Annotated in this window: 21 protein-coding genes and 1 tRNA gene; 8 read left to right on the top strand and 14 right to left on the bottom strand. The window is 62.8% G+C overall.

Annotated features, from left to right (window positions below):
• Positions 1–87: 87 nt before the first annotated feature.
• Entirely contained in the window at positions 88–1,386 is a 1,299-nt protein-coding gene (gltA, locus tag QFZ91_RS30540) for a citrate synthase (RefSeq protein ID WP_429569451.1), read from the bottom strand.
• 385 nt (positions 1,387–1,771) lie between these two features.
• Here gltA and QFZ91_RS30535 point away from each other — a divergent pair, with 385 nt between their 5' ends.
• Positions 1,772–2,173 carry a hypothetical protein gene (locus QFZ91_RS30535; protein ID WP_429569450.1) on the top strand — a complete coding sequence of 134 codons (402 nt, stop codon included), beginning with the start codon at positions 1,772–1,774 and terminating at the stop codon, positions 2,171–2,173.
• A gap of 66 nt (positions 2,174–2,239) precedes the next feature.
• Here the strand turns inward: QFZ91_RS30535 and QFZ91_RS30530 are convergent, their stop codons facing one another.
• The 3 genes from QFZ91_RS30530 to QFZ91_RS30520 form a co-directional block, all read right to left on the bottom strand.
• Positions 2,240–3,028, bottom strand: a complete 789-nt coding sequence (locus QFZ91_RS30530; protein ID WP_429569449.1) for an alpha/beta fold hydrolase — start codon at positions 3,026–3,028, stop codon at positions 2,240–2,242.
• Between the two features lie 366 nt (positions 3,029–3,394).
• Positions 3,395–3,691 carry a contact-dependent growth inhibition system immunity protein gene (locus QFZ91_RS30525; RefSeq protein ID WP_176383128.1) on the bottom strand — a complete coding sequence of 99 codons (297 nt, stop codon included), beginning with the start codon at positions 3,689–3,691 and terminating at the stop codon, positions 3,395–3,397.
• Positions 3,692–3,698: 7 nt separating this feature from the next.
• The gene (locus tag QFZ91_RS30520) at positions 3,699–4,532 is read right to left on the bottom strand and encodes an RNase A-like domain-containing protein (protein WP_429569448.1); all 834 of its coding nucleotides are present in this window, start codon (positions 4,530–4,532) and stop codon (positions 3,699–3,701) included.
• A 208-nt stretch (positions 4,533–4,740) separates the two neighbouring features.
• Here QFZ91_RS30520 and QFZ91_RS30515 point away from each other — a divergent pair, with 208 nt between their 5' ends.
• The 3 genes from QFZ91_RS30515 (at position 4,741) to QFZ91_RS30505 (ending at position 6,267) form a co-directional block, all read left to right on the top strand.
• Positions 4,741–5,139: a hypothetical protein gene (locus tag QFZ91_RS30515; RefSeq protein ID WP_429569447.1), complete on the top strand. Its 399-nt coding sequence runs from the start codon at positions 4,741–4,743 to the stop codon at positions 5,137–5,139.
• Positions 5,140–5,264: 125 nt separating this feature from the next.
• Positions 5,265–5,831: a glycoside hydrolase family protein gene (locus QFZ91_RS30510; protein ID WP_429569446.1), complete on the top strand. Its 567-nt coding sequence runs from the start codon at positions 5,265–5,267 to the stop codon at positions 5,829–5,831.
• Entirely contained in the window at positions 5,818–6,267 is a 450-nt protein-coding gene (locus QFZ91_RS30505; RefSeq protein WP_429569445.1) for a hypothetical protein, read from the top strand. Before QFZ91_RS30510 ends, QFZ91_RS30505 begins: the two co-directional genes overlap by 14 nt.
• A gap of 389 nt (positions 6,268–6,656) precedes the next feature.
• Here QFZ91_RS30505 and QFZ91_RS30500 read toward each other — a convergent pair whose 3' ends face one another.
• Both QFZ91_RS30500 and QFZ91_RS30495 read right to left on the bottom strand, forming a co-directional pair.
• Positions 6,657–7,709 (bottom strand): rod shape-determining protein, encoded by a 1,053-nt coding sequence (locus QFZ91_RS30500; RefSeq protein ID WP_429494703.1) that lies wholly within the window; start codon positions 7,707–7,709, stop codon positions 6,657–6,659.
• 188 nt (positions 7,710–7,897) lie between these two features.
• Positions 7,898–8,572 (bottom strand): alpha/beta hydrolase, encoded by a 675-nt coding sequence (locus QFZ91_RS30495; protein WP_429569444.1) that lies wholly within the window; start codon positions 8,570–8,572, stop codon positions 7,898–7,900.
• A gap of 214 nt (positions 8,573–8,786) precedes the next feature.
• On the opposite strand from QFZ91_RS30495, the gene QFZ91_RS30490 reads away from it, so the two are divergent.
• Positions 8,787–10,388 (top strand): DHA2 family efflux MFS transporter permease subunit, encoded by a 1,602-nt coding sequence (locus QFZ91_RS30490; RefSeq protein WP_429569443.1) that lies wholly within the window; start codon positions 8,787–8,789, stop codon positions 10,386–10,388.
• A gap of 65 nt (positions 10,389–10,453) precedes the next feature.
• Here QFZ91_RS30490 and QFZ91_RS30485 read toward each other — a convergent pair whose 3' ends face one another.
• The 4 genes from QFZ91_RS30485 to QFZ91_RS30470 form a co-directional block, all read right to left on the bottom strand.
• Complete coding sequence (locus tag QFZ91_RS30485; RefSeq protein WP_429569442.1) at positions 10,454–11,242, bottom strand: AraC family transcriptional regulator; 789 nt, start codon at positions 11,240–11,242, stop codon at positions 10,454–10,456.
• Positions 11,243–11,364: 122 nt separating this feature from the next.
• Entirely contained in the window at positions 11,365–12,234 is an 870-nt protein-coding gene (locus QFZ91_RS30480) for an NmrA family NAD(P)-binding protein (RefSeq protein ID WP_429569441.1), read from the bottom strand.
• 491 nt (positions 12,235–12,725) lie between these two features.
• Positions 12,726–12,803, bottom strand: a tRNA-Gln gene (locus QFZ91_RS30475).
• A 74-nt stretch (positions 12,804–12,877) separates the two neighbouring features.
• Positions 12,878–13,819 (bottom strand): DUF5996 family protein, encoded by a 942-nt coding sequence (locus QFZ91_RS30470; protein ID WP_429569440.1) that lies wholly within the window; start codon positions 13,817–13,819, stop codon positions 12,878–12,880.
• Between the two features lie 272 nt (positions 13,820–14,091).
• Between QFZ91_RS30470 and QFZ91_RS30465 the strand changes: the two genes are divergently transcribed.
• The 3 genes from QFZ91_RS30465 to QFZ91_RS30455 all read left to right on the top strand — a co-directional run bounded on the left by QFZ91_RS30465 (position 14,092) and on the right by QFZ91_RS30455 (position 17,179).
• Positions 14,092–14,925, top strand: a complete 834-nt coding sequence (locus tag QFZ91_RS30465) for a PadR family transcriptional regulator (protein WP_429569439.1) — start codon at positions 14,092–14,094, stop codon at positions 14,923–14,925.
• Between the two features lie 64 nt (positions 14,926–14,989).
• Entirely contained in the window at positions 14,990–15,826 is an 837-nt protein-coding gene (locus tag QFZ91_RS30460) for a siderophore-interacting protein (protein WP_429569438.1), read from the top strand.
• Between the two features lie 66 nt (positions 15,827–15,892).
• Positions 15,893–17,179, top strand: coding sequence for an MFS transporter (locus tag QFZ91_RS30455; protein ID WP_429569437.1), 1,287 nt, complete (start codon positions 15,893–15,895; stop codon positions 17,177–17,179).
• Positions 17,180–17,196: 17 nt separating this feature from the next.
• Here the strand turns inward: QFZ91_RS30455 and QFZ91_RS30450 are convergent, their stop codons facing one another.
• The 4 genes from QFZ91_RS30450 to QFZ91_RS30435 all read right to left on the bottom strand — a co-directional run bounded on the left by QFZ91_RS30450 (position 17,197) and on the right by QFZ91_RS30435 (position 21,832).
• On the bottom strand, positions 17,197–18,291 hold the full coding sequence (locus tag QFZ91_RS30450) for an AI-2E family transporter (protein ID WP_429569436.1): 1,095 nt from the start codon (positions 18,289–18,291) through the stop codon (positions 17,197–17,199).
• 259 nt (positions 18,292–18,550) lie between these two features.
• Positions 18,551–18,733, bottom strand: a complete 183-nt coding sequence (locus QFZ91_RS30445) for a CsbD family protein (protein ID WP_176106191.1) — start codon at positions 18,731–18,733, stop codon at positions 18,551–18,553.
• A gap of 178 nt (positions 18,734–18,911) precedes the next feature.
• Positions 18,912–20,192, bottom strand: coding sequence for a hypothetical protein (locus tag QFZ91_RS30440; protein ID WP_429569435.1), 1,281 nt, complete (start codon positions 20,190–20,192; stop codon positions 18,912–18,914).
• The gene (locus tag QFZ91_RS30435) at positions 20,189–21,832 is read right to left on the bottom strand and encodes a hypothetical protein (RefSeq protein ID WP_429569434.1); all 1,644 of its coding nucleotides are present in this window, start codon (positions 21,830–21,832) and stop codon (positions 20,189–20,191) included. The genes QFZ91_RS30440 and QFZ91_RS30435 overlap by 4 nt, the downstream gene beginning before the upstream one ends.
• Positions 21,833–22,099: the final 267 nt, after the last annotated feature.

The following is a 22,099-nucleotide window of genomic DNA, read 5'->3' as shown; positions in this document are numbered from 1 at the left end:
GATGCGCGGAATGCAAAAACCCACGGCCTCTTGAGCCGTGGGTTCGGGACCGTCGTTAAACGCGTTGTTGGACGTCTATCCGGCCTGTTACCGCTTTGCAATGGGTTTCGCCTCGCGCAACGTCTCGCCGATGAACAGCTGACGCGGACGACCAATCTTCTGCTCAGGATCAGCGATCATTTCGTTCCACTGCGCGATCCAGCCGACCGTACGCGCCATCGCGAAGATACACGTGAACATCGACGTCGGAATGCCAAGCGCGCGCTGCACGATACCCGAGTAGAAGTCGACGTTGGGGTACAGCTTGCGCGACACAAAGTATTCGTCTTCGAGCGCGATCTTTTCGAGTTCCATCGCGAGCTTGAACAGCGGGTCGTCGTGCAGGCCCAGTTCTTCGAGCACTTCGTGGCAGGTTTCGCGCATCAGCTTCGCGCGCGGGTCGTAGTTCTTGTACACGCGGTGGCCGAAGCCCATCAGCTTCACGCCCGAGTTCTTGTCCTTCACCTGCTTGATGAACTCAGGGATGTTGTCGACCGAGCCGATTTCTTCCAGCATGTTCAGCGCGGCTTCGTTCGCGCCGCCGTGCGCCGGGCCCCACAGACACGCGATACCCGCTGCGATACACGCGAACGGATTCGCACCCGACGAACCGGCGAGACGCACGGTCGACGTCGACGCGTTCTGCTCGTGGTCCGCGTGCAGGATCAGGATGCGGTCGAGCGCGCGCACCAGCACGTCGTTGACCACGTACTCCTCGGCCGGATTCGCGAACATCATGCGCATGAAGTTCGCGCTGTACGACAGGTCGTTCTTCGGATACACGAACGGCTGATCGATGCTGTACTTGTACGCCATCGCGACCAGCGTGGGCAGCTTGGCGATCATGCGGATCGCCGATAGGTCGCGATGCTGCTGGCTCGTGATGTCGAGCGAGTCGTGGTAGAACGCCGACAGCGCGCCGACTGCGGCAACCAGAATCGCCATCGGGTGCGCGTCGCGACGGAAGCCGCGGAAGAAGAACTGCATCTGCTCGTGCACCATCGTGTGCTGCTTGACGGTGTTCTCGAACTCGGCTTTCTGCTGCGCGTTCGGCAGTTCGCCCTTCAGCAGCAGGTAGCAGGTTTCGAGGAAGTCGGCGTTCTGCGCGAGGTTGTCGATCGAATAGCCGCGGTACAGCAGTTCGCCCTTGTCGCCGTCGATATACGTGATTTCGGAGTTGCACGCCGCCGTCGACATGAAGCCCGGGTCGTACGTGAATTTGCCGGTCTGGCCGTACAGCTTGCGGATGTCGATGACGTCGGGGCCGAGCGAGCCCTGATAGATCGGCAGATCGATGGTCTGGTCGCTGTCGGAAAAGCTCAGCGTTGCGTGTGACTTCGAGTTCATCTACGTGTTCCTTTTGCTTGATACCGCAGTCGTACCGGCATGCATCGCGGTCGTACTGCGAGGCGCGACCTCGGCGCTCTCGAACCAGTACAGGCATGCTCAGGTTCCGCTGCGCATTCTACGGGCCGGCGTGTCGTTGATTGCGTCGATTGCTCGCAACAGACCATCTCCGCGTGCGCAACATTCGTTGTTGGCATGGGGCGCTGGCATCGCGCTGCTGATGAAAGTTGTTCGAAAGTCGGAACACCAGCTGCAACAATGTTTTGCTGCCAGCAGACTGCGTCGGGCTGGGTCCGTCTGCGATACTCGGTGTGTGCATTGATGCTTGCGGCCCGCGATTCGAAGCGGGCTTTTTTGGTCACACAGAATCGCAGGACGAATACAAATGAATGCCTCTCTCGAAACGCTGTTTCCGGATCACGTCCATACCGAAGGCCACACGGTCACCGCGCTGAATCATCAGGACATCGTCGTCGCGTTGTCGGCGGCGCTGAAGACGCAGGACGTCGCGGTGCTGCATATGCTCTATCCACGCACCGACGCGCGCACGCATCGCAGTCTCGACACGCTCGTCGACGTGCTGCATGGACACGGCCTGCATGAAGTCGCGGATCTGATCGCGGGGGAAGCGCACTACCTGTTGTTCACGGACCCGGTGAGGGCGTGGAAGGTGTTCCACGAAATCCGCAACGATTCCCTCGCGATCGGCGTGCATCTGTACTATCACGGGCTCGTCGGCGAAGCGGCCGAACGCGCGCTCGACAAGGACGCGCATCGCAAGGCTTGAGGCTGTCAACGGGCGGTCGGCGGCGACGCGCGCCGCCCAATCGCCGTCGCTCTTCGCTTCACTTCCTCAGCGCGCGCTCACCGCCTGAATGAATTCATCCACGTAACGATTGAACGCGGACGGATGCGCGAGGTTCATGCCGTGCGACGCACCGCGTACCGTTTCGCGGCGTGCATCGGGCAACCATCCCTGCAACGCCGTCACCGTGCGGTGGAACATGTCGGGACTTTTCTCGCCGTCGATCAGCAGCACTGGGCAGCGCAGCTCGGCCGCGTCCTCGGGCACGTAGGCGGGTAGCGGATCGCGGAATTGCCGCGCGAGCGTGTGCGCGTTGTCGGTCGCCATGCGGCGAAAACCCGGCGTGCTCATCGCCCAGAAGCCGGGGCGGCTCACCGAATCGACGAACAGTTGCAAGCCTGCTTCGACCTCGCCGCTTTCTATCAGTTGAGCCGCTTTCGCGCGCAATGCGTTGACCGGCTCAGGCAGGCTCGCGGGCGGACGTCCGGCGATCTGCAGCGGGCCGCCCGGATCGGCGAGCGTCAGCGTGCGCACGTGTTCGGGATGGCGTCGCGCGCAATGATAGGCGACGCAACCGCCGCGCGAATGCCCGACCACATGCGCGGGCCCTGCGCCGAAACCAGCGATGAACTCCGCCACTTCATCGGCGTGGCTGCTCCAGCTGAACGGCAGGTCCGACGCGCTATCGGTGACTGGCCAGTAATGCGTGAGACTGACCGCGATGCAGCGATAGCGCTTCGACAGACCGGCCAGTTGCGGCTGCCAGTAGCGGTAGTCGCACAACGAGCCGTGCACGAACAGCAGCGGTTCGCCGGCGCCGGCCTCGATGTAAGGCATGCGCAAGCCGCTACGTAGGTCGATGAAGGATGGTGAGGACCACAGAGACGAAGTGAAGACGGATTGATTCACGGGTGGTGCGGCGCGACGTCGGCACGCGAATGCGTGCGGAGCCGGCAATGAGAGCTTTGGGAAATAAGCGTACCGACGTCCATCAAAATGAGAAGCGATGTGTATTGTCACATAAGCGTTGGCGACGCGTCGGGCGGCATCGATCCACCCACGCGTGGCGACACGCGGATTATTCGCGTTAAGAATACTTCATCAGTTGGGCGATGCGGACACCATGGCATCAAATGCCAACATTGCCGCGCGTAAAGACATGCCAGAGGACATGGAATCGTCCACGCGCCGGCGACAGATGCACTACTCGCTCAGGAGGCGCTGTATCTCGTCAAGGAAGGAGGTAGTCGTGTAACCATCTACCTCGTAACGAAATCCGCGACGGAACCATTTTTGGAATGCGGCTTCCAGATCATTCTCGTTCGGGTGCTCGCTCCTGAACGAGGCTAATTCTCGGATCAAATTTCGATGCCAGTAAGATTCATTTCTTTTATAGCTCGCGATAATTTCCGGGACGGTATTTCCAAAAAGGTCGAAGTCCTGGCCAAAATAGGTAGTGAATATATGCTCCATCGCAGGATAGCGCTCTGATAAATCCATGTCTTTCTCAATCAACGTAAGCGGTAAAGACGTAATAGGGCATTCCATTACAGGCTTCGTACTTCAGCGTGACAAAAACCTTGTTTTTTCGAGTAAGTTTTCCAGTTTCCCTAGCTATTCCGTAACCAATGTCACCGGAAACGATTTTGGTAACTGTGATCGTGGTGTTTGGGGATGCAGTCTGAGCCCATTGCCTGATTTTTGCCGCGTGGGCGTGCAGTGTTTCCGAAATGGCGCGTTCGGCCTGTTCAAGGTTCCTAAACGACGATACCACGTCTCTTTTGGGTTCGCGTTTCAGCCGGTCCCTGAGCCATGCCTCATCTTTTCCGACATGCTTCACGATGGTGTGTCCACCCACTCCGCGAAGCATCTTTGCCTCATGTTCAATCAGCCTGATCCGGCCCATTGTGACACTGGCCGCGCGTGCTGCTTTGATCGAGCCAGCAAAGCCGAATGGCACAGCCATATCGACTGACAGGCCGATGTTGTTCGCCAAGTCGGGACTGGCTTTCATCGCCTCGGCCAACTTCGTCGTCCCTTGCTGGGTCAGCGTGGCAGTATCCCGGCCCGTCCAGATCTGACGCAGACCTGCCGCCGCCGTATCAGATCCATGCACGCCGAACGCAACACATCCGGCCTTGCTCGCCATCGTCGGTTCTGGAAGCACACACAGAGCCCCCGCACCGACCATTTCCAGCACTCCGCCGACAACCTGCAAACCGCCCCATAGACGGTTGGAAAGCATCTCCGTGGGGCTGATCGACTGGCGGGAGAGCACCGCGGCCAGTTGCGGCGCACTGAGCACCACGCGCACGCCGTCCGAATCCTGTTGATAGGACATTCCGAACTCCTGTAGCTATTGGGACTGCCAAGCTAGCAGGCGACCACAGCGGCACGGAATGGGCGATGGATGATTTTAATGTCTCGTTGCGATCAACGAAATCGTAAATAGTTGTCAAAACGGACTTATCCCGAATTAATGTGATTGACCATGGTCCGCTTCGATGGTTAATTCGCGAGGTATCACGTGAAAGCTCTTGAGGATTGCAATGGAGCTACTGAAACAGCAAAGCAGTGAAACGGATTGGACAGTCGAGGAAGAATGCGATCTTTGCCGTATCACCTATTCGATCTACTCAAACTTCCCGCCGATGCCGCACGCACAGGCCCTGAACGCCGAAACCGGCGAGTTCTTTCCTTTTGACAGGGTCAGTAAGATGAAATCCGGCTACGCCATGGCCGAAGCGCTGGGTTACGCATGGGCGTGCAACTGTCGCGAACGCTCACAGAGGCATTTCGACCAGCAGTTCACGCTGCGCGACAGCGCTGGCCGTTCGCTTCCACAGACGCCCTATACGGTCCGTTTCCCGTCGGGCGAACTGAAACATGGCGTTACCGATCACGCAGGGCGTACAGCCCGCCACAGAACACGCGACGGCAGCAACTAGCGGTGTACTTTGGACACAGGGAGGCTTGATGTCGGCTATCTACCGCAGATTCACAGGAACGCACCGGGCGCTACAGTACACACGGGACCCGATCGGTTCAGATTTCATTGGTCACGGGGGACGTAATGCCTGATGCAATTGGAAGCGCTCTAACAGACACAAACCCGAATTCGTGCGTTGACCTGCGTTGCGACAGGCATGGCAAGCCGTGGACCGTCACCGAAAATCCTATTCAGTTCACCGCGCAGTGGGAAGCATTTCGTGCACACCTTTACGATAATGATGGCGGCGGCCGGGGCGGAAATACCACGATCGGATACGGCCATTTGGTACATATGGGGCCGATCAATGGCTCCGCATCGGAGACTCCGTGGTTAGCGGGTGTCACGGTGCCTCAAGCCTTCGCGCTAATTCGCGAGGATATCAAGGTTGCAGAGCGCATAATAAATCAAAGGATTCTCCTTCCGCTTTATCAATACGAATATGACTCACTCGTCGATTTTGTCTATAACGTTCGGGGGCATACCAAGGAAAGTCAGCTGAAACTGGTAAACACTGGTCACTATGACAGAGTGCCCGCAAAGTTATTGGAATATACCAGTGCGAGTGGGGCTCGCCCAGGCGGGTTACTGAAACGCCGACACGCTGAGGCAAAAATGTTCAGAGACGGAATCTACGATGCGAGTCACTAACGTCTTAGCCGCAACTCTCATTAGTTGCGTTTCGATTTCCGCATTTGCTGACGCTGCCTGCGACGCCAAGGCAAAGACGCGCGACGACTTTCTGGCTTGCACCAGCATCGATACGGATCGGGCGTTATCTGGAGCGATGCGTTTGTATCAGGCAATCAGGCCATTGACAAAAGGTGAAAAGCAAGTCGCGCTAGATCGTAATTTCAATATTTGGCAAAGTCGCCTCAAATCAGATTGCGATGTTTTAGGAAAAGCATTCAATGATTGGGGAGACGACTATTCGCCGGATACGGACTTTCAAATTGCAGAATGCCGTTTAAAGATATCAGCACAAGAACTAGAGTTTTATAGTTGGCTCGCCTGTCCTGATGATATCGAGACTTCAGACAAGGCGAAATGTGCAGCGCTCAAGGAAGCCTTGGGGCAACATAAATAGCAGATGCCCCGCTTCGGCGGGGCTTTTACCTTGGGCGCTTCGGCGCTGTAGATCGCGCGTCGTGTCATGCAACGAACCGGTACGATGCGGCCTTCGCGGCTACGCCATGGCCGGAGCGCTGGGTTATGCATGGGCGTGCAACTGCCGCGGCCCCGCCCCCAAACGGTCCAATGAGCAAGCTCAATGAGCACACTCTCGCACGTTTGCTTCGTGAACTTCGCAGATACGCATGCGCCGATGCTTGCATCATCGGGCCGCGCGAGTGTTGTCGTCTGGGTCAATATCACGTGGCCGCGCTTTCGCACAAGCGTGGGACTGTCGCGCTAGTGCACCTGCGATGCAATGGGGTGGAATGCAATTCGGCAGGCAACCAAGCCCCCACCCACCACTCACTCGCCCCCGGCTTCGTCCACCCACCCCGCCGCTGCCGCCGCCCCAGCGCCGCGCACCGCGCAGGTCAGCGGTTCGTCGGCGACATGCACGTCGAGGCCGGTTTCCTCACTCAAACGCCGCCCCAGATTGCGGAGCAGCGCGCCGCCACCGGTCAGCACGATGCCCTTGTATGCGATGTCCGTGATGAGTTCGGCGGGGGCCGATTCGAGCCCGCGCTTCACCGCGCCGATCACCTGACTCAGCGGCGCTTCGATCGCCTCCGAAATATCGCGGTTGCTAAGCTGCACCGTGCGCGGTAGCCCGTCGTCGACGCTGCGGCCGGTTGCGTTGATCTGCTCGAGCGGCACGTCGTGCACGGCCGAGGCGATGGCTCTCTTCACGTGCTCGGCGGTCTGCTCGCCGAGCAGCACACCGTACAGATTGCGCACGTAGCTGATGATCGCCGCATCGAAATTGTCGCCGCCGACGCGCACCGAGCCGCTATACGCGGTGCCGCCCAGCGCGATCACGCCGACTTCGGTGGTGCCGCCGCCGATGTCGACCACCATCGAGCCGGTCGCATCGCGCACCGGCAGGCCCGCGCCGAGCGCGGCCGCCAGCGATTCGCCGATCAGGCTGACCTTCCACGCGCCGGCCGCCTCGGCCGCTTCGCGGATCGCGCGGCGCTCGACATGGGTCGCCGCGGCCGGCACGCACAGCGTGAATGCCGCGCGCCGGCTGAACAGCGAGCGCGGCCGCGCCATGTCGACGAATTGCTTGATCATGTGTTCGGCGGCGGTGAAGTTGGCGATGACGCCGTGGCGCATCGGCCGCACCGTTTCGAGATTGCGCGGCGCGCGGCCGAGCAGTTGGTGCGCCTCGGCGCCGATCGCGGCGATCCGTTTCGCCCCGCTCGCGGGCTGCGTCTCGAAGCACACGACGGACGGCTGGTTCAGCACGACGCCGCCGTCGTCGGTATAGATAAGGGTGTTGGCCGTGCCGAGATCCACCGCCACGGAGTAGCGGAACAGTCGCTCAAAGAGCGGGTAATGCGGCGTCGGTCTGGCCATATGCAGGCTCTGATGTGTCGTTATCCGCCTTCTTGGGCGGTCTGGAAATGCGCCCCCGGGTCCCCGAAGCCGCGCGACACGCCCGCTGGGCGTTGCGCTTCCCGCGCGGCGGGGGTGATTTTCAAGCTATTGCCCGTATGACGGCAAGCTCATCAGAATCTTTAGGCCCGCTTTCTATCGGAGTTGTGTCAATCGCGCGACAGCTTGCCCAGCGCGCGTTCCAGCGCGTCACGGCCGAGCGCGACACCGTCGGCGGTGATCGTGTGGCCGACGCCGGGCAGCATGTAGGCGTCGACTGGATAGCCGGCGGCGCTGAAAGCGTCGGCCGCGAATTCGAGTTCGCGCACCGGGATCACCTCGTCGTCCTCGCCGTGGACCAGCGTGAGCGGCGTCGCGCGGTTCGACGAGACGATCGGCGAGGCGAGCCGCCCCGAATACGCGACGACGCCCGCCGCGCCCTCCGCGCTCGACGCGACGTGATGCAGCGCCATGATCGAACCTTGCGAAAAACCGACCAGCGCAAGCCGATCGAAAGACAACTGCCAATGCTCGAGCTCGGCATCGAGCACCCGGCGCAGCGCTGGATAGGCGGCGCCGACCCGCGCCTCGCGGTTCGCCCCGTCGACGTCGCGCAGGCTGAACCACTGGCGGCCGCCGAAGCCGCCGTCGAACGGGTCGGTGCCGTCGAGCGACACGAACGCCGTGCCGGGCAGGCCCTCGCTCCAGATATCGGCGAGCGGCATCAGATCGCGCGCGTTGCTGCCGACGCCGTGCATCAGCACGACGAGGCTCGTCGCGGGCGCGTTCCGCGGTGCCGTGTGCGGCGCGCGCCGCCAGCCGTGTTCGAATTGCTGCCAACTCATGGTGGTGTCCTTTTTTCCGTGGTTTAGTGGTTCTGGCCTTGGGGGCTCAGCCTTAGCCGCGAGCATACGCCGCGTGCCGCGTTCGCGTCGCCGGGACCCGCATCGGCCGCTGCTGTGGCCGACGCCGGCGGGCGAATGCGGGTATGCTTTTGCGCATCGACGGAGCCGCCGCCGTGGCGCGCGGTCCGAGGCAAAACAATCCGGAGAACACCGTTTGAGCCAGCCCAACGCCGCGCCTGATTCCGCGTCGCCGCCGCCTCAGCCCCCCGCGCCACCCCCGCCGCCCGCGCCTCTCGAAGGCGGCCGGCTGGTTCTCGCGACGATCGCGGTCGCGCTCGCCACCTTCATGAACGTGCTGGATACGTCGATCGCGAACGTCGCGATTCCGACCATTTCGGGCAACCTCGGCGTCTCGGTCGACGAAGGCACCTGGGTGATCACCGTGTTCGCGGCCTCCAACGCAGTGGCGATTCCGCTGACCGGCTGGCTCACGCAGCGCATCGGCCAGGTGAAGCTGTTCGTCGGCGCGATCCTGTCGTTCACGCTCGCGTCCTGGTTGTGCGGCGTCGCGCCGACCCTGCCGATCCTGCTGCTCGCGCGGGTATTCCAGGGCGCCGTGGCCGGCCCGCTGATTCCGTTGTCGCAGGCGATCCTGCTCGGCTCGTATCCGAAAGAGAAATCGTCGACCGCGCTCGCGCTGTGGGCGATGACCGCCACCGTCGGTCCGATCGCGGGTCCGGCGCTCGGCGGCTGGATCACGGATAGTTATAGCTGGTCGTGGATCTTCTACATCAACATCCCGGTCGGCCTGTTCGCGGCCGGCGTCACGTGGATGATCTACCGCAATCGCGAATCGCCGACCCGCAGACCGCCGATCGACGTGGTCGGTCTCGGCTTGCTGATCACGTGGGTCGCGTCGCTGCAGATCATGCTCGACAAGGGCAAGGATCTCGACTGGTTCTCGTCGCCGGTGATCTCGATTCTCGGCCTCGTCGCGCTGATCAGCTTTGCGTTTTTCCTCGTCTGGGAACTGACCGAAGAGCACCCGATCGTCGATCTGCGGCTCTTTCAGCAGCGCAATTTTCTCGGCGGCACGATCGCGATTTCGGTTGCATACGGGGTGTTTTTCGGCAATCTGGTGCTGTTGCCGCAATGGATGCAGGAGTATCTGAACTACCGATCGATCGACGCCGGTCTCGTCACCGCACCGCTCGGCATCTTCGCGATCATTCTCGCGCCGATACTCGGCCGCGTGCTGCCGCATTCGGACGCACGCGTGATCTCGACGGTCGCGTTCGTCGGCTTCGCGATCGTGTTCTACATGCGCTCGAAGTACGTGATCGAGGTCGACACGTGGCACCTCGTGCTGCCGACGCTGCTGCAAGGCATTCCGATGGCGCTGTTCTTCGTGCCGCTGACGGCGATCATCCTGTCCGGCCAGCCGCAGAGCCGGATTCCGGCGGCGGCGGGTCTGTCGAATTTCGTGCGCGTGTTCTGCGGCGCGGTGGGCACGTCGATCGCGGGTACCGCATGGAACAACCGAACGATCCTGCATCACGTGCGGCTCACCGAACAGGCGTCGGTCGACAACCCCTTGTTCGCGCAGCAGATCGACAACACGGAGTCGGTGCTGCATCTGAGTCCGCAATCGGCGCATGCGCTGTTCGATTTCACCGTGAACACCCAGGCCGCGATGATGGGCCTGAACGACATCTTCTTTGTGTCGGCGATCATCTTCGTGCTGATCATTCCGCTGATCTGGATCACACGGCCAGCCAAAGGCGGCGGCGGCCCGGATGCGGCCGGCGCGCATTGACGCAGCTTCGGTTGCGCGCGACGGCGTCGCTCGCGCGGTGGCTGGGGAGCGGCGGCGAGCTTGCGTCAGCGGAAATAGCGCGCCGGCGTGTCGCCGAACGCATCGCGAAACACCGCGATAAACGACGACACGTCGTTATAGCCGACTTCGAACGCCACCTGCGTGACGCTCTCACCGGCGCCGAGATGTTCGAGCGCGGCTAGCAGACGCAACTGCTGGCGCCATTGCCCGAAGGTCTGCCCCGTTTCCTTCGCGAACAGACGCGCGGCCGTGCGCGCGGTGACGCCAGCGGCCGCGGCGAGTTCCTCGAGCACCAGCGATTGCGCGGGATTCGCGCTGAGCGCCTCGGCGATGCGCTGTGCGCGCGGATCGCCCGGCCAGTTCAGGCCGAGCGGCGCGGCGGGCAAGCCGGCGACGCGATCCAGCAGCACCTGCAGCAGACGGCGGGCGGGTTCGTCGGGAGGGCGATCGTGCGGCAGATCGGCCGCGGCGGCGAGCAGCGCCTGCACCAGCGCGTCGGGGATAAGCGCGCCGGTCTGCGTGGGTAGCGGCGCGAGGTCGGCGGCGGGGTCGGCGGTGTCGTCCATCGCGGAATCGGTCGCGACGTAGAGCGAATACAACTGCACGGGCCGCCTCGCGTGCAGGCAGTGCAGCGTATTCGTGGCGATCCACAGCGCGCGGGCGGGCGGCACGACCCAGCGGCCGGCCTTCGTGCGCACCGTCAGCACGCCTTCGCAGACGTGAATCAGATGCGCGCGCCGATACGCGCGCCACGGCTCGTCCAGCGTCGCATGGCGCTCGCCGACCACGAAGACCGCTTGCTCGATGCCGTCCGGATCGAAGGCTTCCGTCATGGTGTCTGCTCTGACGCGGGACGTCCGCGAAGGGAGCAAGATTAGCACGCGCGCGGGGCCCGGTTGCGGGCCGGCTTTACACGGTTCGGCAACCGTGAGCGCGGCCCCGCCCAAGGCACGGCTTACCCGGTCCGCCTCACCAACTCCTCCAGCACCGTCCGATACGAGGTCGTGCCGACTACCCGCTCGTTCACGCCATCCTCGAAATCGATCCACCCCGAGTTGAAGCCGTCGAGCATCTCGATCCGCGGTGCGGGCCACTCGGTGCCTTGGGCCTGAAATTGCGCTTGCCATTGCTCGCGCGGCACCGTCCGCGCTTCGACCGGGCGTTCGAGCAGGTCGCCGAGCATCTCGGCGATCTCGCGCTGCGTATAGCGCCGCGGCCCCTCGATCTCGATCACGCGCCGCCCCTGCCACGACTGCGTGAGCGTCTGCGCAACGACCTGGCCGATATCCGCGGTCGCGACCATTGGAAACGCACGTTCGAGCGGCTGCAGAAAGCTCGGCATCACGCCGGATGTGCGCGCCGGGTCGATGTCCCACAGCGAGTTCTCCATGAACCAGGCCGGCCGCAGGATCGCGGTTGGGATCGACAGATCGGCGAGCGCCTGCTCGAGAATATGCACCTGCGTGATCAGGCCGAGCCCCGTTTCGCGTTGCCCGCCCACCGACGACAACGCCGCCACCCTCCCCGGCCGCGCCTTCGACAGCGCCTCCTTGAGCACCGTGGCCGCCGCATGCGCGTTCGGATAACCGGGCAGCGGCGCGAAGTTCGGCGCGATCATGACGAACACGCCGGCCGTGCCGCGAAACGCGGCGGTGAGCGCGTCGGCGTCATCGAACGACGCCATCGCGATTTCGGCGCCACGCTCGCGCCACGGTGCCGCTTTGCTTTCGTCGCGCAGCACGGCACGCACCGCGTGCCCCGCGTCGAGTAACGCGCGTGCCGCCGCGCCGCCCACCTGTCCTGTCACACCGGTAATTGCAAACATGCTCTTCTCCTCGATGACGGCGGATGCCGTGATGGGAAGAATTCTCGGTGTGCCGCGGCGATTTCGCGAGAGCACGGATGTCATTTGTTTGGTGACTTGATGTCATCAAGTCTCCTGTCGGCGCATCTTATATATCGCTGGATCAGTCTCCTCCGTTCATGTATGGCCAAGAAATGCACGAAACATCGGACCGGTGTTTTTGCGCGCGGCGATCAACGACTAGCCAATGTCCATGCCAAAGGAGAAGAAAGTAAAGAAGCCGTCCTCCGTTGGCGTTCAGGGAGGAAAGCGAGGTGTCATGTGCAGCTGCGAAGTGTCGCAAAATCGGACGCTCACAGAGGATCGACGTTGGCGGGATGTCTGAAAATGGGACGCATCGAGTGTGAAGGGCTCGATTGCATGTGGGGTAGCGTCGTCGCTCAGAGAGCGAAGTGCGCGATGTCAGCTAGAAAGACTGACGCCTGGATAGACCAGGGCTCGAAGGAGAGTGATGGCAGGGGAAGAAGGATTCGAACCTTCGAATGCCGGAATCAAAATCCGGTGCCTTAGGCCAGCTTGGCGACTCCCCTACGTAGGGGCGAGATCCTACCAGAGGATTCGCAAAGAACAAAGGGTTCTCGCAGATCCGGTCAGACGGGTTCGCTCAATGATGATCCACCGGTCGCGGCCTGAGCGGCTCGCCTCCACGGCATTCGAGTGCCGCCCGGTTCCAGCCGCCGAGATCCGCGGCCGCTTGATACGTGCTCTCGAGAAAAACCAGCAGCGCTTGCTCGGGGTCGTTCGACGTGCGGACGGTTTCGTACGGAAGGATGAATTCGCCAAGCTTGTCGTCGAAATAGGCGCCGGCCGGCAGGGGTGTTGCCTTGGCAAAGCCGTCAGGCGACGGGTAAGCGTAAGAGTAAAACGCCGGGAAAGGTGTCGCCGGTCCCCCCGGCCAGAATCCGGCCGACGATACTTCGTGGCTGTAGGCTTCGCGCGTCACTTCATCGGGTAGCGCCGGAACGCCGCCGGGGTGGAGAGGCGCGCGGCGTCCAGAAAAACGCGTCACGGCGAGATCGAAGCTACCCCAGAAAAGATGGACCGGGCTAACCTTGCCGATATAGCCGGTACGAAACCGCTCCAGCACGCAGCAGACCGTGACGAGCGCTTGAAAGAAACGGGTCACGGCATCCGCGTCGTAGGGGCGCGCTGCATGGTCGTCCTGGAAGGGCACGGCGTTCGGGATCTCGTTGGGTCGGCCGTGAAACACGGGTTTGCCACCGAGCTGCGCAACCAGATCCAAAAAGTTGGCGTGGAATTGTGCAACCGACATCGGTACGAGCGCGAAGTGCGCCTTGCGTCCATCGGCAGCGCTGCCGACCACGCGATGCTCGAGAAAGTCGAACTCGATCTCCACGCCGCTCGCATCGGGAATAAGCGACGTCGTCAGGCCACGCGCGCTAACGTACAACGTAGCGTGCCACGAATGGTTCAGCCATGGAGTTCGGGCGAGCTTGTACTTGCCGGCGATTTGCGTGTAGAGGTGCAACGCGGCGCATGTGCCGCGCCAGGCATCGTACGGAATATCAGTCCAGGTCGCGCTCATAGAGGCTCCATCACATACTCGTCTGTGTCATCGCCAAATGACGCGCGCCCCAGTCCTTCAAGGTGCGCTGGTCGCTGAATGACCTTACGCCAGACGCAAAGTCTTGTCACCTATCGCGCAATCCGATGGTTACCGGTTGCGCAGGCCTGCTCCCGCACTACTCGGTCCAGCCGAGCGCGTTCTGTGAGCGCACGGATAAAAAATAGTTTGACAGACTATCGTAAGATATATATCTTACGATGCATCTTACGACATTCATGGGAGACTCCCAGATGCGTCATCCTCATCATTTTTCCGGCCCGCGCGGCGCGCAGAACCGTTGTCACGCGGGCTTCGGCCATCCGTCGCTGCATGCGGGCGGCTCAGCAGGCCGGGACGCGGCTGACACCGCTACTTCCCCCGACCCTCGTCATCGCTTCCTGTTCCACGTTTTGCTTCACGGCTTCGGCCGTCATCACGCACACCGTTTCGGCGGCCGTGGCTCGCGCTTCGGCGGTCATGGCGGCCCCGGCGGCATGGGCGGATATGGTGGTTTCGGCGGCGACGGCGATGGCTTCCCGCGTGGCCGCAAATTCAGCTCCGACGATCTGCAACTGCTGCTGCTATCGCTGATCGACACGCAGCCGAGTCACGGCTACGAACTGATCAAGGCGCTCGAAACACGCTCGAACGGTTTCTACAGCCCGAGCCCCGGCATGGTCTACCCGGCACTGACCTACCTCGAAGAGCTCGGCTACGTCACCGTGCAGCTGGAAGGCAACCGCAAGCGCTATGAGCTGGCGGATGCAGGCCGCGAATATCTGGCCGCGAACCGCGAGCGCGTCGAACTGATGTTCGCGCGGCTCTCGCATATCGCCCGCAAGATGGATTCGGTGCGCCGCGCGTTGGCCGGCGAAGAGCCGGCCGACGTCAGCGAAGGCGGCTGGGTGCCGGAGTTGAACGAAGCGCGCCGCACGCTGAAGAACGCGCTGCTGCGCCGCGACAACGCGCCGGCCGACGAGCAGCGCCGTATCGCCGCGATCCTGATGCGCGCGGCCAACGAAATCGAAGGCGGCAGCAACGGCGGTAAAGCTAAGTCCGGCAACGACAGCGAGCCGACCATCTGACAACGCGCGCTCGTCCGCAAGACAACCCGCGGGTCCTCCCAAACCGAGCAGGAATACCACCCTCATGCAAGAACAACTCACTCGCCCTGACCTCGCCGTGCATCGCGTGCGGCATCCGCTGAAGTTTCGTCTGCTGCAGGTCAAGCAGGTGCGCGCGCTGACACCCCACCTGATTCGCGTGACCTTCACCGGCGACGATCTGCACGACTTCGTGTCAGCGTCGTTCGACGACCACATCAAGGTGTTCTTCCCCGAACCGGGCGCCGACAAACCGACGCTGCCGCAAGCCGGCCCCGACGGCCCGGTGTTCCCCGAAGGCAAGCGGCCGACCGCGCGCGATTTCACGCCACGCCGTTTCGATCGCGACGCCCGCGAGCTCGACATCGAGTTCGCGATGCACGACGCGGGGCCCGCGGCGACATGGGCCGCGCAGGCGCAGGTGGGCCAGTATCTGGGCGTCGGCGGCCCGCGCGGCTCAATGGTGATTCCGACCGGCTTCGACTGGCATCTGCTGATCGGCGACGACACCGCGCTGCCCGCGATCGCACGACGTCTCGAAGAGTTGCCGGCGGGCACGCGCGTCGCCGCGGTAATCGAGGTCGCCGATCCGTCGGCGCGCATCGAGTTCATGACACAGGCCGAGCTGCACCTCGTCTGGTGCTATCGCAGCGAAGCCGACACGCAGACTGGCACGCGCGGCGAAGCGCTGTTGCACGCGGTGCGCGACACCTGGCTGCCGGAGAACGGCGAAGGCTACGTGTGGGCCGCCGGCGAGGCGGCGACGATCCGCGCGGTGCGCCAGCATCTGTGCGGCGAGCGCGGCGTCGACAAAGCGCGGATTCGCGCGGCCAGCTACTGGAAACAGGGCGCCGTCGCGGTCCACGAAACGATCGACGACTGAGCTCCTGCTCGCGTCGCGCGCGGCATCAGCGGCGTACTTCGAACAACAACAAAAGGAAATCAACCGATGTACTCAATCACTGCACGGCACGAACGCCATCTGCTGTGGGTGCTCGCGCTCACGCAGTTCACCATCATCATGGACTTCATGGTGATGATGCCGCTCGGTCCGCAGATCATGAGCGCGTTCCAGATCGCGCCGGCCGCGTTCGCGACGGCGGTGTCCGCGTATTCGTGGTGCTCGGGGCTGTCGGGCCTGTTCGCGGCGACGTATATCGACCGCTTCGATCGGCGCCGTCTGCTGCTCGCCATCTACGCGCTGTTCGTGCTGTCGAACCTTGCATGCGCGCTCGCGTCGAGCTTCGCGCTGCTGCTCGCCGCCCGCGCATTCGCCGGCATCTCGGGCGGCGTGCTCGGCTCCGTGATCATGGCGATCGTCGGTGACGTGATCCCGCTGCAACGGCGCGGCGCCGCGACCGGCACCATCATGACCGCATTCTCGCTCGCGGCGATCGCCGGCGTGCCGGCCGGCGTGATGCTCGGCGCGCAGTTCGGCTGGGCGGCGCCGTTCTTCCTGCTGGTCGCGTTGTCGCTGCTGGTATGGTTCGCGGCCTCGCGACAGGTGCCGTCGCTGGCCGCTCATCTGAGCCGCAGGCAGCCGCCGCTCGCGAAAGTGCTGCCCGAGCTGTGGAGACTGCTGAGCAACCCGCGGCATCTGAATGCGTTCGCGCTGACGTTCGTGATGATGATCGCGCACATGCTGGTGATTCCGTTCATCTCGCCGATGCTGGTCGCCAATCACGGCGTCGCGCCGCGTCAGCTGTCGTGGCTGTATATGGGCGGCGGTGCGGCGACCTTCTTCACGTCGCGCCTCGTCGGCAGGCTCGCCGACCGCTTCGGCTCGCAGCGCGTGTTCCGCTGCGCGGCGCTGCTGTCGTTCGTGCCGGTGCTGTTCGTCACGCATCTGCCGGACCTGCCGTTCTACGCGCTCGTGCTGTTCTTCCCGTGCTTCCTCGTCTTGATGAACGGCCGCATGGTGCCGATGCAGGCGCTGCTGACCACGGTCCCCGAGCCCAGCCGACGCGGTGCGTTCCTGAGCGCGAACAGCGCGCTGCAGGCGCTCGGCACGGGCACCGGCGCGTGGCTCGGCGGGCTGATGCTGAGCACGTCGGCCGATGGCCGCATCGCCGGGTATGGAACCGTCGGCTGGACCGCGGTGGCGGTCGCATGCGCGGCGGTGCTGTGGGTCTCGCGTGTGAAGGCTGCGCCGCGCGAAGCGGCGCCGGCCAGCGACGCTGGCGCGACGATGCCTCGCACTGCTGGCATCGAAGCCCACATCGCCGGAGAAGGATAACGATGCAAGGTCGCGCGCTACGCCTCGTCGTCGGTGCTGCCGGTCAGCGCGCGCCGCGCGGCTTCGCCCGGTTCGTGCGACGCCGCGTAAAACACCCGCGCCCGGCCAATCACGATTTTTAGCGTCGCGATCACGGGCACTGCGAGAAAGATCCCCGCGACGCCGCCGAGCTGGTCGCCCGCGAGCAGTCCGACGATCACCAGAAACGGACTGACCTCGACGCCTTCGCTCATCAGATACGGATTGAGCACGTAGTCCTGAAACAGCCGGTACAAGCCGATGAAAATCACCAGCCACAACAGGTGCGGATAGCCGCTGAAGACCGCGACCACCAGCGTGATCGCGACCGCGGCCAGCGGCCCCGCGAACGGCACGAATTCGAGCAGCCCCGCGCTGACCGCGAGCAGAAATGCGTACGGCACGCCAAGCAGCGAGAACGCGACGCCGTAGCAAAACAGCGTGGCGAGCGACAGGAACAGCAGCGCGCGCACGTACTTCGACAGCAGCACGTTCACATCGTCGACGATCTCGTTCCACAGCACGCGATGCCGCCGGTTCAGCAACGCGAGAAACGCGTCGCGCATCCGTTCGCCGTCCTTGATCAGCAGGAAACTCAGGATCGGTATCAGCACCAGATAGATCAGGTTGCTCGCCGCATGCACGACGCCGAGCCCGAGGCTGCGCGCGAACGGCACGGCCTTGTCGGAGCCGGTCTCGATCTGGCTGCGCAGGAAATCGACGATCCGCTCGCGCAGCGGTTCGAGAAAATGCGGCAACGGCAAACGGTTCGGCACGTCGGTGCGTAGCAGCCCGGGCAATTGCGAAAAGAGGCGCGTCGCCTGAGCCTGCAATTCCACTCCGAACACCGAGCCGACCACCGCGAGCAGCGCAACGACGACGACGAACACGACCGCGATCGACATGACGCGCGGCACGCGGCGCGGCCTCACGCGTTCGACCAGCGCGACCATCGGGTAGATCAGATAGCTGAAGAACACCGCAAACACGATGACGAGCACCGTGGTCGACGCGACATAGATGACGAAAAACAGCAGCGCGAGCAGAGACGCGGTCCAGACTTTCCTGGCCGCGCCGACGTCGAATCCCAGCATGAGGCGTCCTCGAATGGGCGATGCGGTACCGACGCAAAGAGTGCGCCGGCTGACTCTGGACCGTAACAGAAATTTACACGATACGTGTGTCGAACACCGCGCCGCGAGGCCGCGACGCGACGAGCACCGACGGCGTGCGAGCGCTACGCACGTGGTGCGTCAGTGCACGGCTCGCGTGCCTGACATTGCTGCGCCCGAAACCGGACAGTCCGGATAGATAACGCTGGGATGCACGAAACCGCGACGAAACAGTCGCGCGCTAGCTCTTCACGCGCTCACGTTCCTCTTCGGCTTCTTCGGCGATTCTCGCCTGGATCCTGCCGGCGATTTTCTCGGCCGCTCCTTCGGCCTGCTTCGCGCGATTGCCGGTGACCTTGCCAATCGCTTCCTTGACCGAGCCCTTGAGCTCCTTCGCTGTGCCTTCTACACGATTCCTGTCCATGGTGCCTTCCTGCTAGGTTTGACTGTGGAGTTGCCTGCTGGCGTTGCAACGAAACAGCCAACGTACGGCGCGACGCGCCTCGTGATGGCGCGGATCAGTTCTGACGAAACGATCCGCGTCGGAGCAACCTGAAAATTCCTAGCATGCGGCGTTCCCGATACTACTGCGCCGCGCTTCGTCACTTGACCGTGACGGCGCCCTTCGCGGCGTCGCTGGCGTCATCCTTGCCGTGAGCCGGTTCAGGATGATCACCTTTCGAGCCGTGAAAGATATGCTGGAAAAGTTCCTTGTTCTTTGCGCCATTCAAAAGGTTCCGCAGCGCGGCATCGTCATCCGCGGGCTTGAACGAAAGCACTCGCTTACGGTAGCGCTCCCTGCGTTCGTCGAGCATGTAGCTCGCCGGCAGCGGCAGTTCCCGGCTGCCCCCGTCGAGATCGATGCCCTCGAACGTCAGCAGCCCCGCATCGTGATTGATGAAGCATGCGGGAGGCTTGGTCCGGTCGATCACATAGACGCACTGCTTCTGCAGATTGCCGGCGTCCGGCAGCTTGCCGCGAAAGATCTTGTCCCGCAGGAAAGTGCACATTTCTTCCCAGCACTGCTCGGCGGATTTTCCCTTCGCGCAAGACCGCAAGATTTCGCCCTTCAGAATGTCCTCTGGCACGGCATAGTAAATCGGATAACCGGCCCTCAGGTAAAGTTGTAGTTGCAACACTTCGTAACAGCGCCCCAACGCATGGATCGACGGTACGAGCAAAGACCTTTCATCCGACTCGTCACCTTCGCTGGGTCCGGTCGCCGTCTGGCTGCGAATCGAAGGATGTTCCGGCAGCCCCGAATTCTGCGGTTCCGGTTGTCCGCCGCCCCACAGGATCAGGTCGCGAAACAGGATCATCGGCAGGAACGAATGGACGATCAGATCCGTCGACGCCCGGCGTTTGGCGCGTTCATTCGCATCGGCTTGCGCCGGCAACGTGGGATGCCACTTGCGCGACGAGCGCACGATATCGCCGATCGCCTTCGCCACGCAGATGCCGTTCGGCAGTCCGCCGCCCTCCTCGTCGGCCCAGGTCTGCACCAGATCCCACGGCTCGCCGATCGGCACGCCGAGGAAGTAGAGACCCAGCGACACCGCGGTCAGCAATTCGACATAGAACTGATTCGCCTGATAAGGCGCTGCGGGAATGCCCCGCATCAACTGCGAGTCGGCGAGCAGCTTCTTGCCCGATCCGACCTTGCACAGCGCGCTGGCGCAGGCCTTGAGCCGGTCGACGAGACCGCGCACGTCGCGATCGGCAAGCGGCGACTGCCCGCCGACCAGATGATGCCTGACCATCAACGAAATCGGCGTCGTAAAATTCGAGCGGTCCGTGGTTTTCGTCGGCACCACGATGGACATCACCAGGTCGCTGATGATCTCCAGGTCGGCCAGCACCACATCGATGGAAGGACTCTTCATTCGACCTCCGCTGCTATCTCTTTGATCGACGGATCGTGCTGGCCGTCGATCGTCGCCGTCTGCCCCGGCTTGGACGCGGCGATGATCGCCACGGCATCCCGGATCAAGCCCTTGCAGCGTGCCGCCAGCACTCTCTTGCGAATGCCCGACGGCGCGTCGCCTTCGTTCGCCCATTCCTTGAATCCGAGTCTTTCGAGTATGTGATCCTCGTTCTGTCCGAAGGTGGCCGCGCCGTCCGCGGGTATGGCCTGATGGGCATCGGTCAGGCAGGTGCAGATGTACTCCTCGGCGGTCGGGCCACGCGCCGCCAGCGTTTGAATTTCGCGCTTGGCCCAGCGTGCGAGCGATACCGAGATCTCATCCATGTCGTGCGTCAGGTTGCGCACCTTGACGTCCTTGCCGCGATCGTCGCCGAGAATCTGATAGACCGTCCGATCGACCACATGCAGCCACAGCGAGGTCTGCGCAATGCGGATCTTGTGCTCGCACACGAGCTCTTTCGAGTCGCCCTCGAGCGCGCGCCGTACGTGCCACAACACCACGTAATGCCATACGAGGCCAATGAACTTGCCGAAGAAGAGTGCCTTGTCCTGCATCGATTCGCCGTCGAACTCGGGATATTCGAGCGGTGTCACCAGCGTCATCTTCGTGCGCGCGCCTTCCTTCAAGGTTCGATAGAGCGTCGCCGCGGAGCTGTTGCGATACTCGTCCCACGTCTCTCGGGTCCACCATTGCTTGTCGATATCGAAGAAACGATAGATCGAGAAAATGCCTTTTTCCGACTCGTGAACGTTCGCCGCGCCGCCCTGAGGCGGGTGTGCCGAGCCCGGCTGCAAACGCTTTCTCTCGTCCGCGCGGGACTGGTCCCGATTCGGGTCGCGATAGGCGTCGTAAATCACGCGAAGACCATAGCGGGTTCCCATCGCGTTATCGATGCTGGCCACCTTGTCGCTGAGTTCCTTGCGGATGGTCTCGAGCACCGCCTCCTGCTCATCGACGAGCTTGCGCTGCTGCTCGAGCGCGGAATAGTGTTCGGCGGCCACGTAGATCGCGGCGAGCGCCAACGCGAGTACGACCGCATCGGTATAGCCCTCCCATATTTCTCCGCCGAACAGCAATACCGCGGGGAAATAGCAGAACACGGGAATCCACCAGCGCGACACAAACCACTTTCGCAGCTTGCCGATTCCCCCCTTCGAACGGGAGATGCTTGCGGGCGCGGGTTCCCCTGCCTCTTCCGCGATGCGTTTGCGCTGTTCGAATTCACGCTCCGCGATTGTCCGCGCCCGCTCTTCCTCGCCACGGCAAATGTGCACGTAGAAAACCAGGAACGTGAAGGCCGTGACGAGCAATGCAAGCAGCCAGCTCTCGCCTATGCTGGTGGCGCGCTCCGCGTCGCTGACTTCCTTCATCACCGCGGCGATCTTGCTAAAGCACTCGATGCCGGGAGGAAAGCAATTCGCATCCGGCACGCGATGCGAAAAGGTGATTACCCAGTAGACGATGCTGCCCGCCACCACCACCATGCCGCCTAGCGCAGTGAGGACGAGCTTTGTTGCACTGGGGCCCTGCTCGACGCGGGAATCGGCTTTGTCGCCGAAGGGTTTGGAGCGGCGATTCTCATCTGACGGCTTTTCCATACGCATTGCCTCCTGACGGGTCAAGAGCACGAGAATGCGGAAACGGTGACGTGTGAACGCACCGTAGGTCGGAAGAGCGCCCGTGATGAGGGCTGAGAGCAGGCTGTGCCAGTCGGGACGGGGCTGAACTCTCTATCTAAGATTGCGCCCGGGTGGATGTCAATTGGCGCGCGTGGTCTGTGTGCGCCAAACCACAATCAGTATCGGGCGGCTGCTGGGTGGGACGTTGGGACTCGTGATGCCTGGCAGAGCCAATCGCGCTCGCGT

The organism is Paraburkholderia sp. JPY419 (genome assembly GCF_050435705.1).
In the GTDB taxonomy this organism is placed as follows: Bacteria; Pseudomonadota; Gammaproteobacteria; order Burkholderiales; family Burkholderiaceae; genus Paraburkholderia; species Paraburkholderia youngii.
This window is presented reverse-complemented; position numbering and strand designations above follow the sequence as displayed.

Coding starts and splice junctions, on each gene's coding strand:
- QFZ91_RS30495 (WP_429569444.1), bottom strand. CDS start 8,572: ATGAGTTGGCAGCAATTCGAACACGGCTGGCGGCGCGCGCCGCACACG.
- QFZ91_RS30480 (WP_429569441.1), bottom strand. CDS start 12,234: ATGTTTGCAATTACCGGTGTGACAGGACAGGTGGGCGGCGCGGCGGCA.
- QFZ91_RS30455 (WP_429569437.1), top strand. CDS start 15,893: ATGTACTCAATCACTGCACGGCACGAACGCCATCTGCTGTGGGTGCTC.
- QFZ91_RS30470 (WP_429569440.1), bottom strand. CDS start 13,819: ATGAGCGCGACCTGGACTGATATTCCGTACGATGCCTGGCGCGGCACA.
- QFZ91_RS30445 (WP_176106191.1), bottom strand. CDS start 18,733: ATGGACAGGAATCGTGTAGAAGGCACAGCGAAGGAGCTCAAGGGCTCG.
- QFZ91_RS30465 (WP_429569439.1), top strand. CDS start 14,092: ATGCGTCATCCTCATCATTTTTCCGGCCCGCGCGGCGCGCAGAACCGT.
- QFZ91_RS30450 (WP_429569436.1), bottom strand. CDS start 18,291: ATGCTGGGATTCGACGTCGGCGCGGCCAGGAAAGTCTGGACCGCGTCT.
- QFZ91_RS30460 (WP_429569438.1), top strand. CDS start 14,990: ATGCAAGAACAACTCACTCGCCCTGACCTCGCCGTGCATCGCGTGCGG.
- QFZ91_RS30435 (WP_429569434.1), bottom strand. CDS start 21,832: ATGGAAAAGCCGTCAGATGAGAATCGCCGCTCCAAACCCTTCGGCGAC.
- QFZ91_RS30500 (WP_429494703.1), bottom strand. CDS start 7,709: ATGGCCAGACCGACGCCGCATTACCCGCTCTTTGAGCGACTGTTCCGC.
- QFZ91_RS30515 (WP_429569447.1), top strand. CDS start 4,741: ATGGAGCTACTGAAACAGCAAAGCAGTGAAACGGATTGGACAGTCGAG.
- QFZ91_RS30520 (WP_429569448.1), bottom strand. CDS start 4,532: ATGTCCTATCAACAGGATTCGGACGGCGTGCGCGTGGTGCTCAGTGCG.
- QFZ91_RS30525 (WP_176383128.1), bottom strand. CDS start 3,691: ATGGATTTATCAGAGCGCTATCCTGCGATGGAGCATATATTCACTACC.
- QFZ91_RS30530 (WP_429569449.1), bottom strand. CDS start 3,028: ATGCCTTACATCGAGGCCGGCGCCGGCGAACCGCTGCTGTTCGTGCAC.
- QFZ91_RS30535 (WP_429569450.1), top strand. CDS start 1,772: ATGAATGCCTCTCTCGAAACGCTGTTTCCGGATCACGTCCATACCGAA.
- gltA (WP_429569451.1), bottom strand. CDS start 1,386: ATGAACTCGAAGTCACACGCAACGCTGAGCTTTTCCGACAGCGACCAG.
- QFZ91_RS30440 (WP_429569435.1), bottom strand. CDS start 20,192: ATGAAGAGTCCTTCCATCGATGTGGTGCTGGCCGACCTGGAGATCATC.
- QFZ91_RS30485 (WP_429569442.1), bottom strand. CDS start 11,242: ATGACGGAAGCCTTCGATCCGGACGGCATCGAGCAAGCGGTCTTCGTG.
- QFZ91_RS30505 (WP_429569445.1), top strand. CDS start 5,818: ATGCGAGTCACTAACGTCTTAGCCGCAACTCTCATTAGTTGCGTTTCG.
- QFZ91_RS30510 (WP_429569446.1), top strand. CDS start 5,265: ATGCCTGATGCAATTGGAAGCGCTCTAACAGACACAAACCCGAATTCG.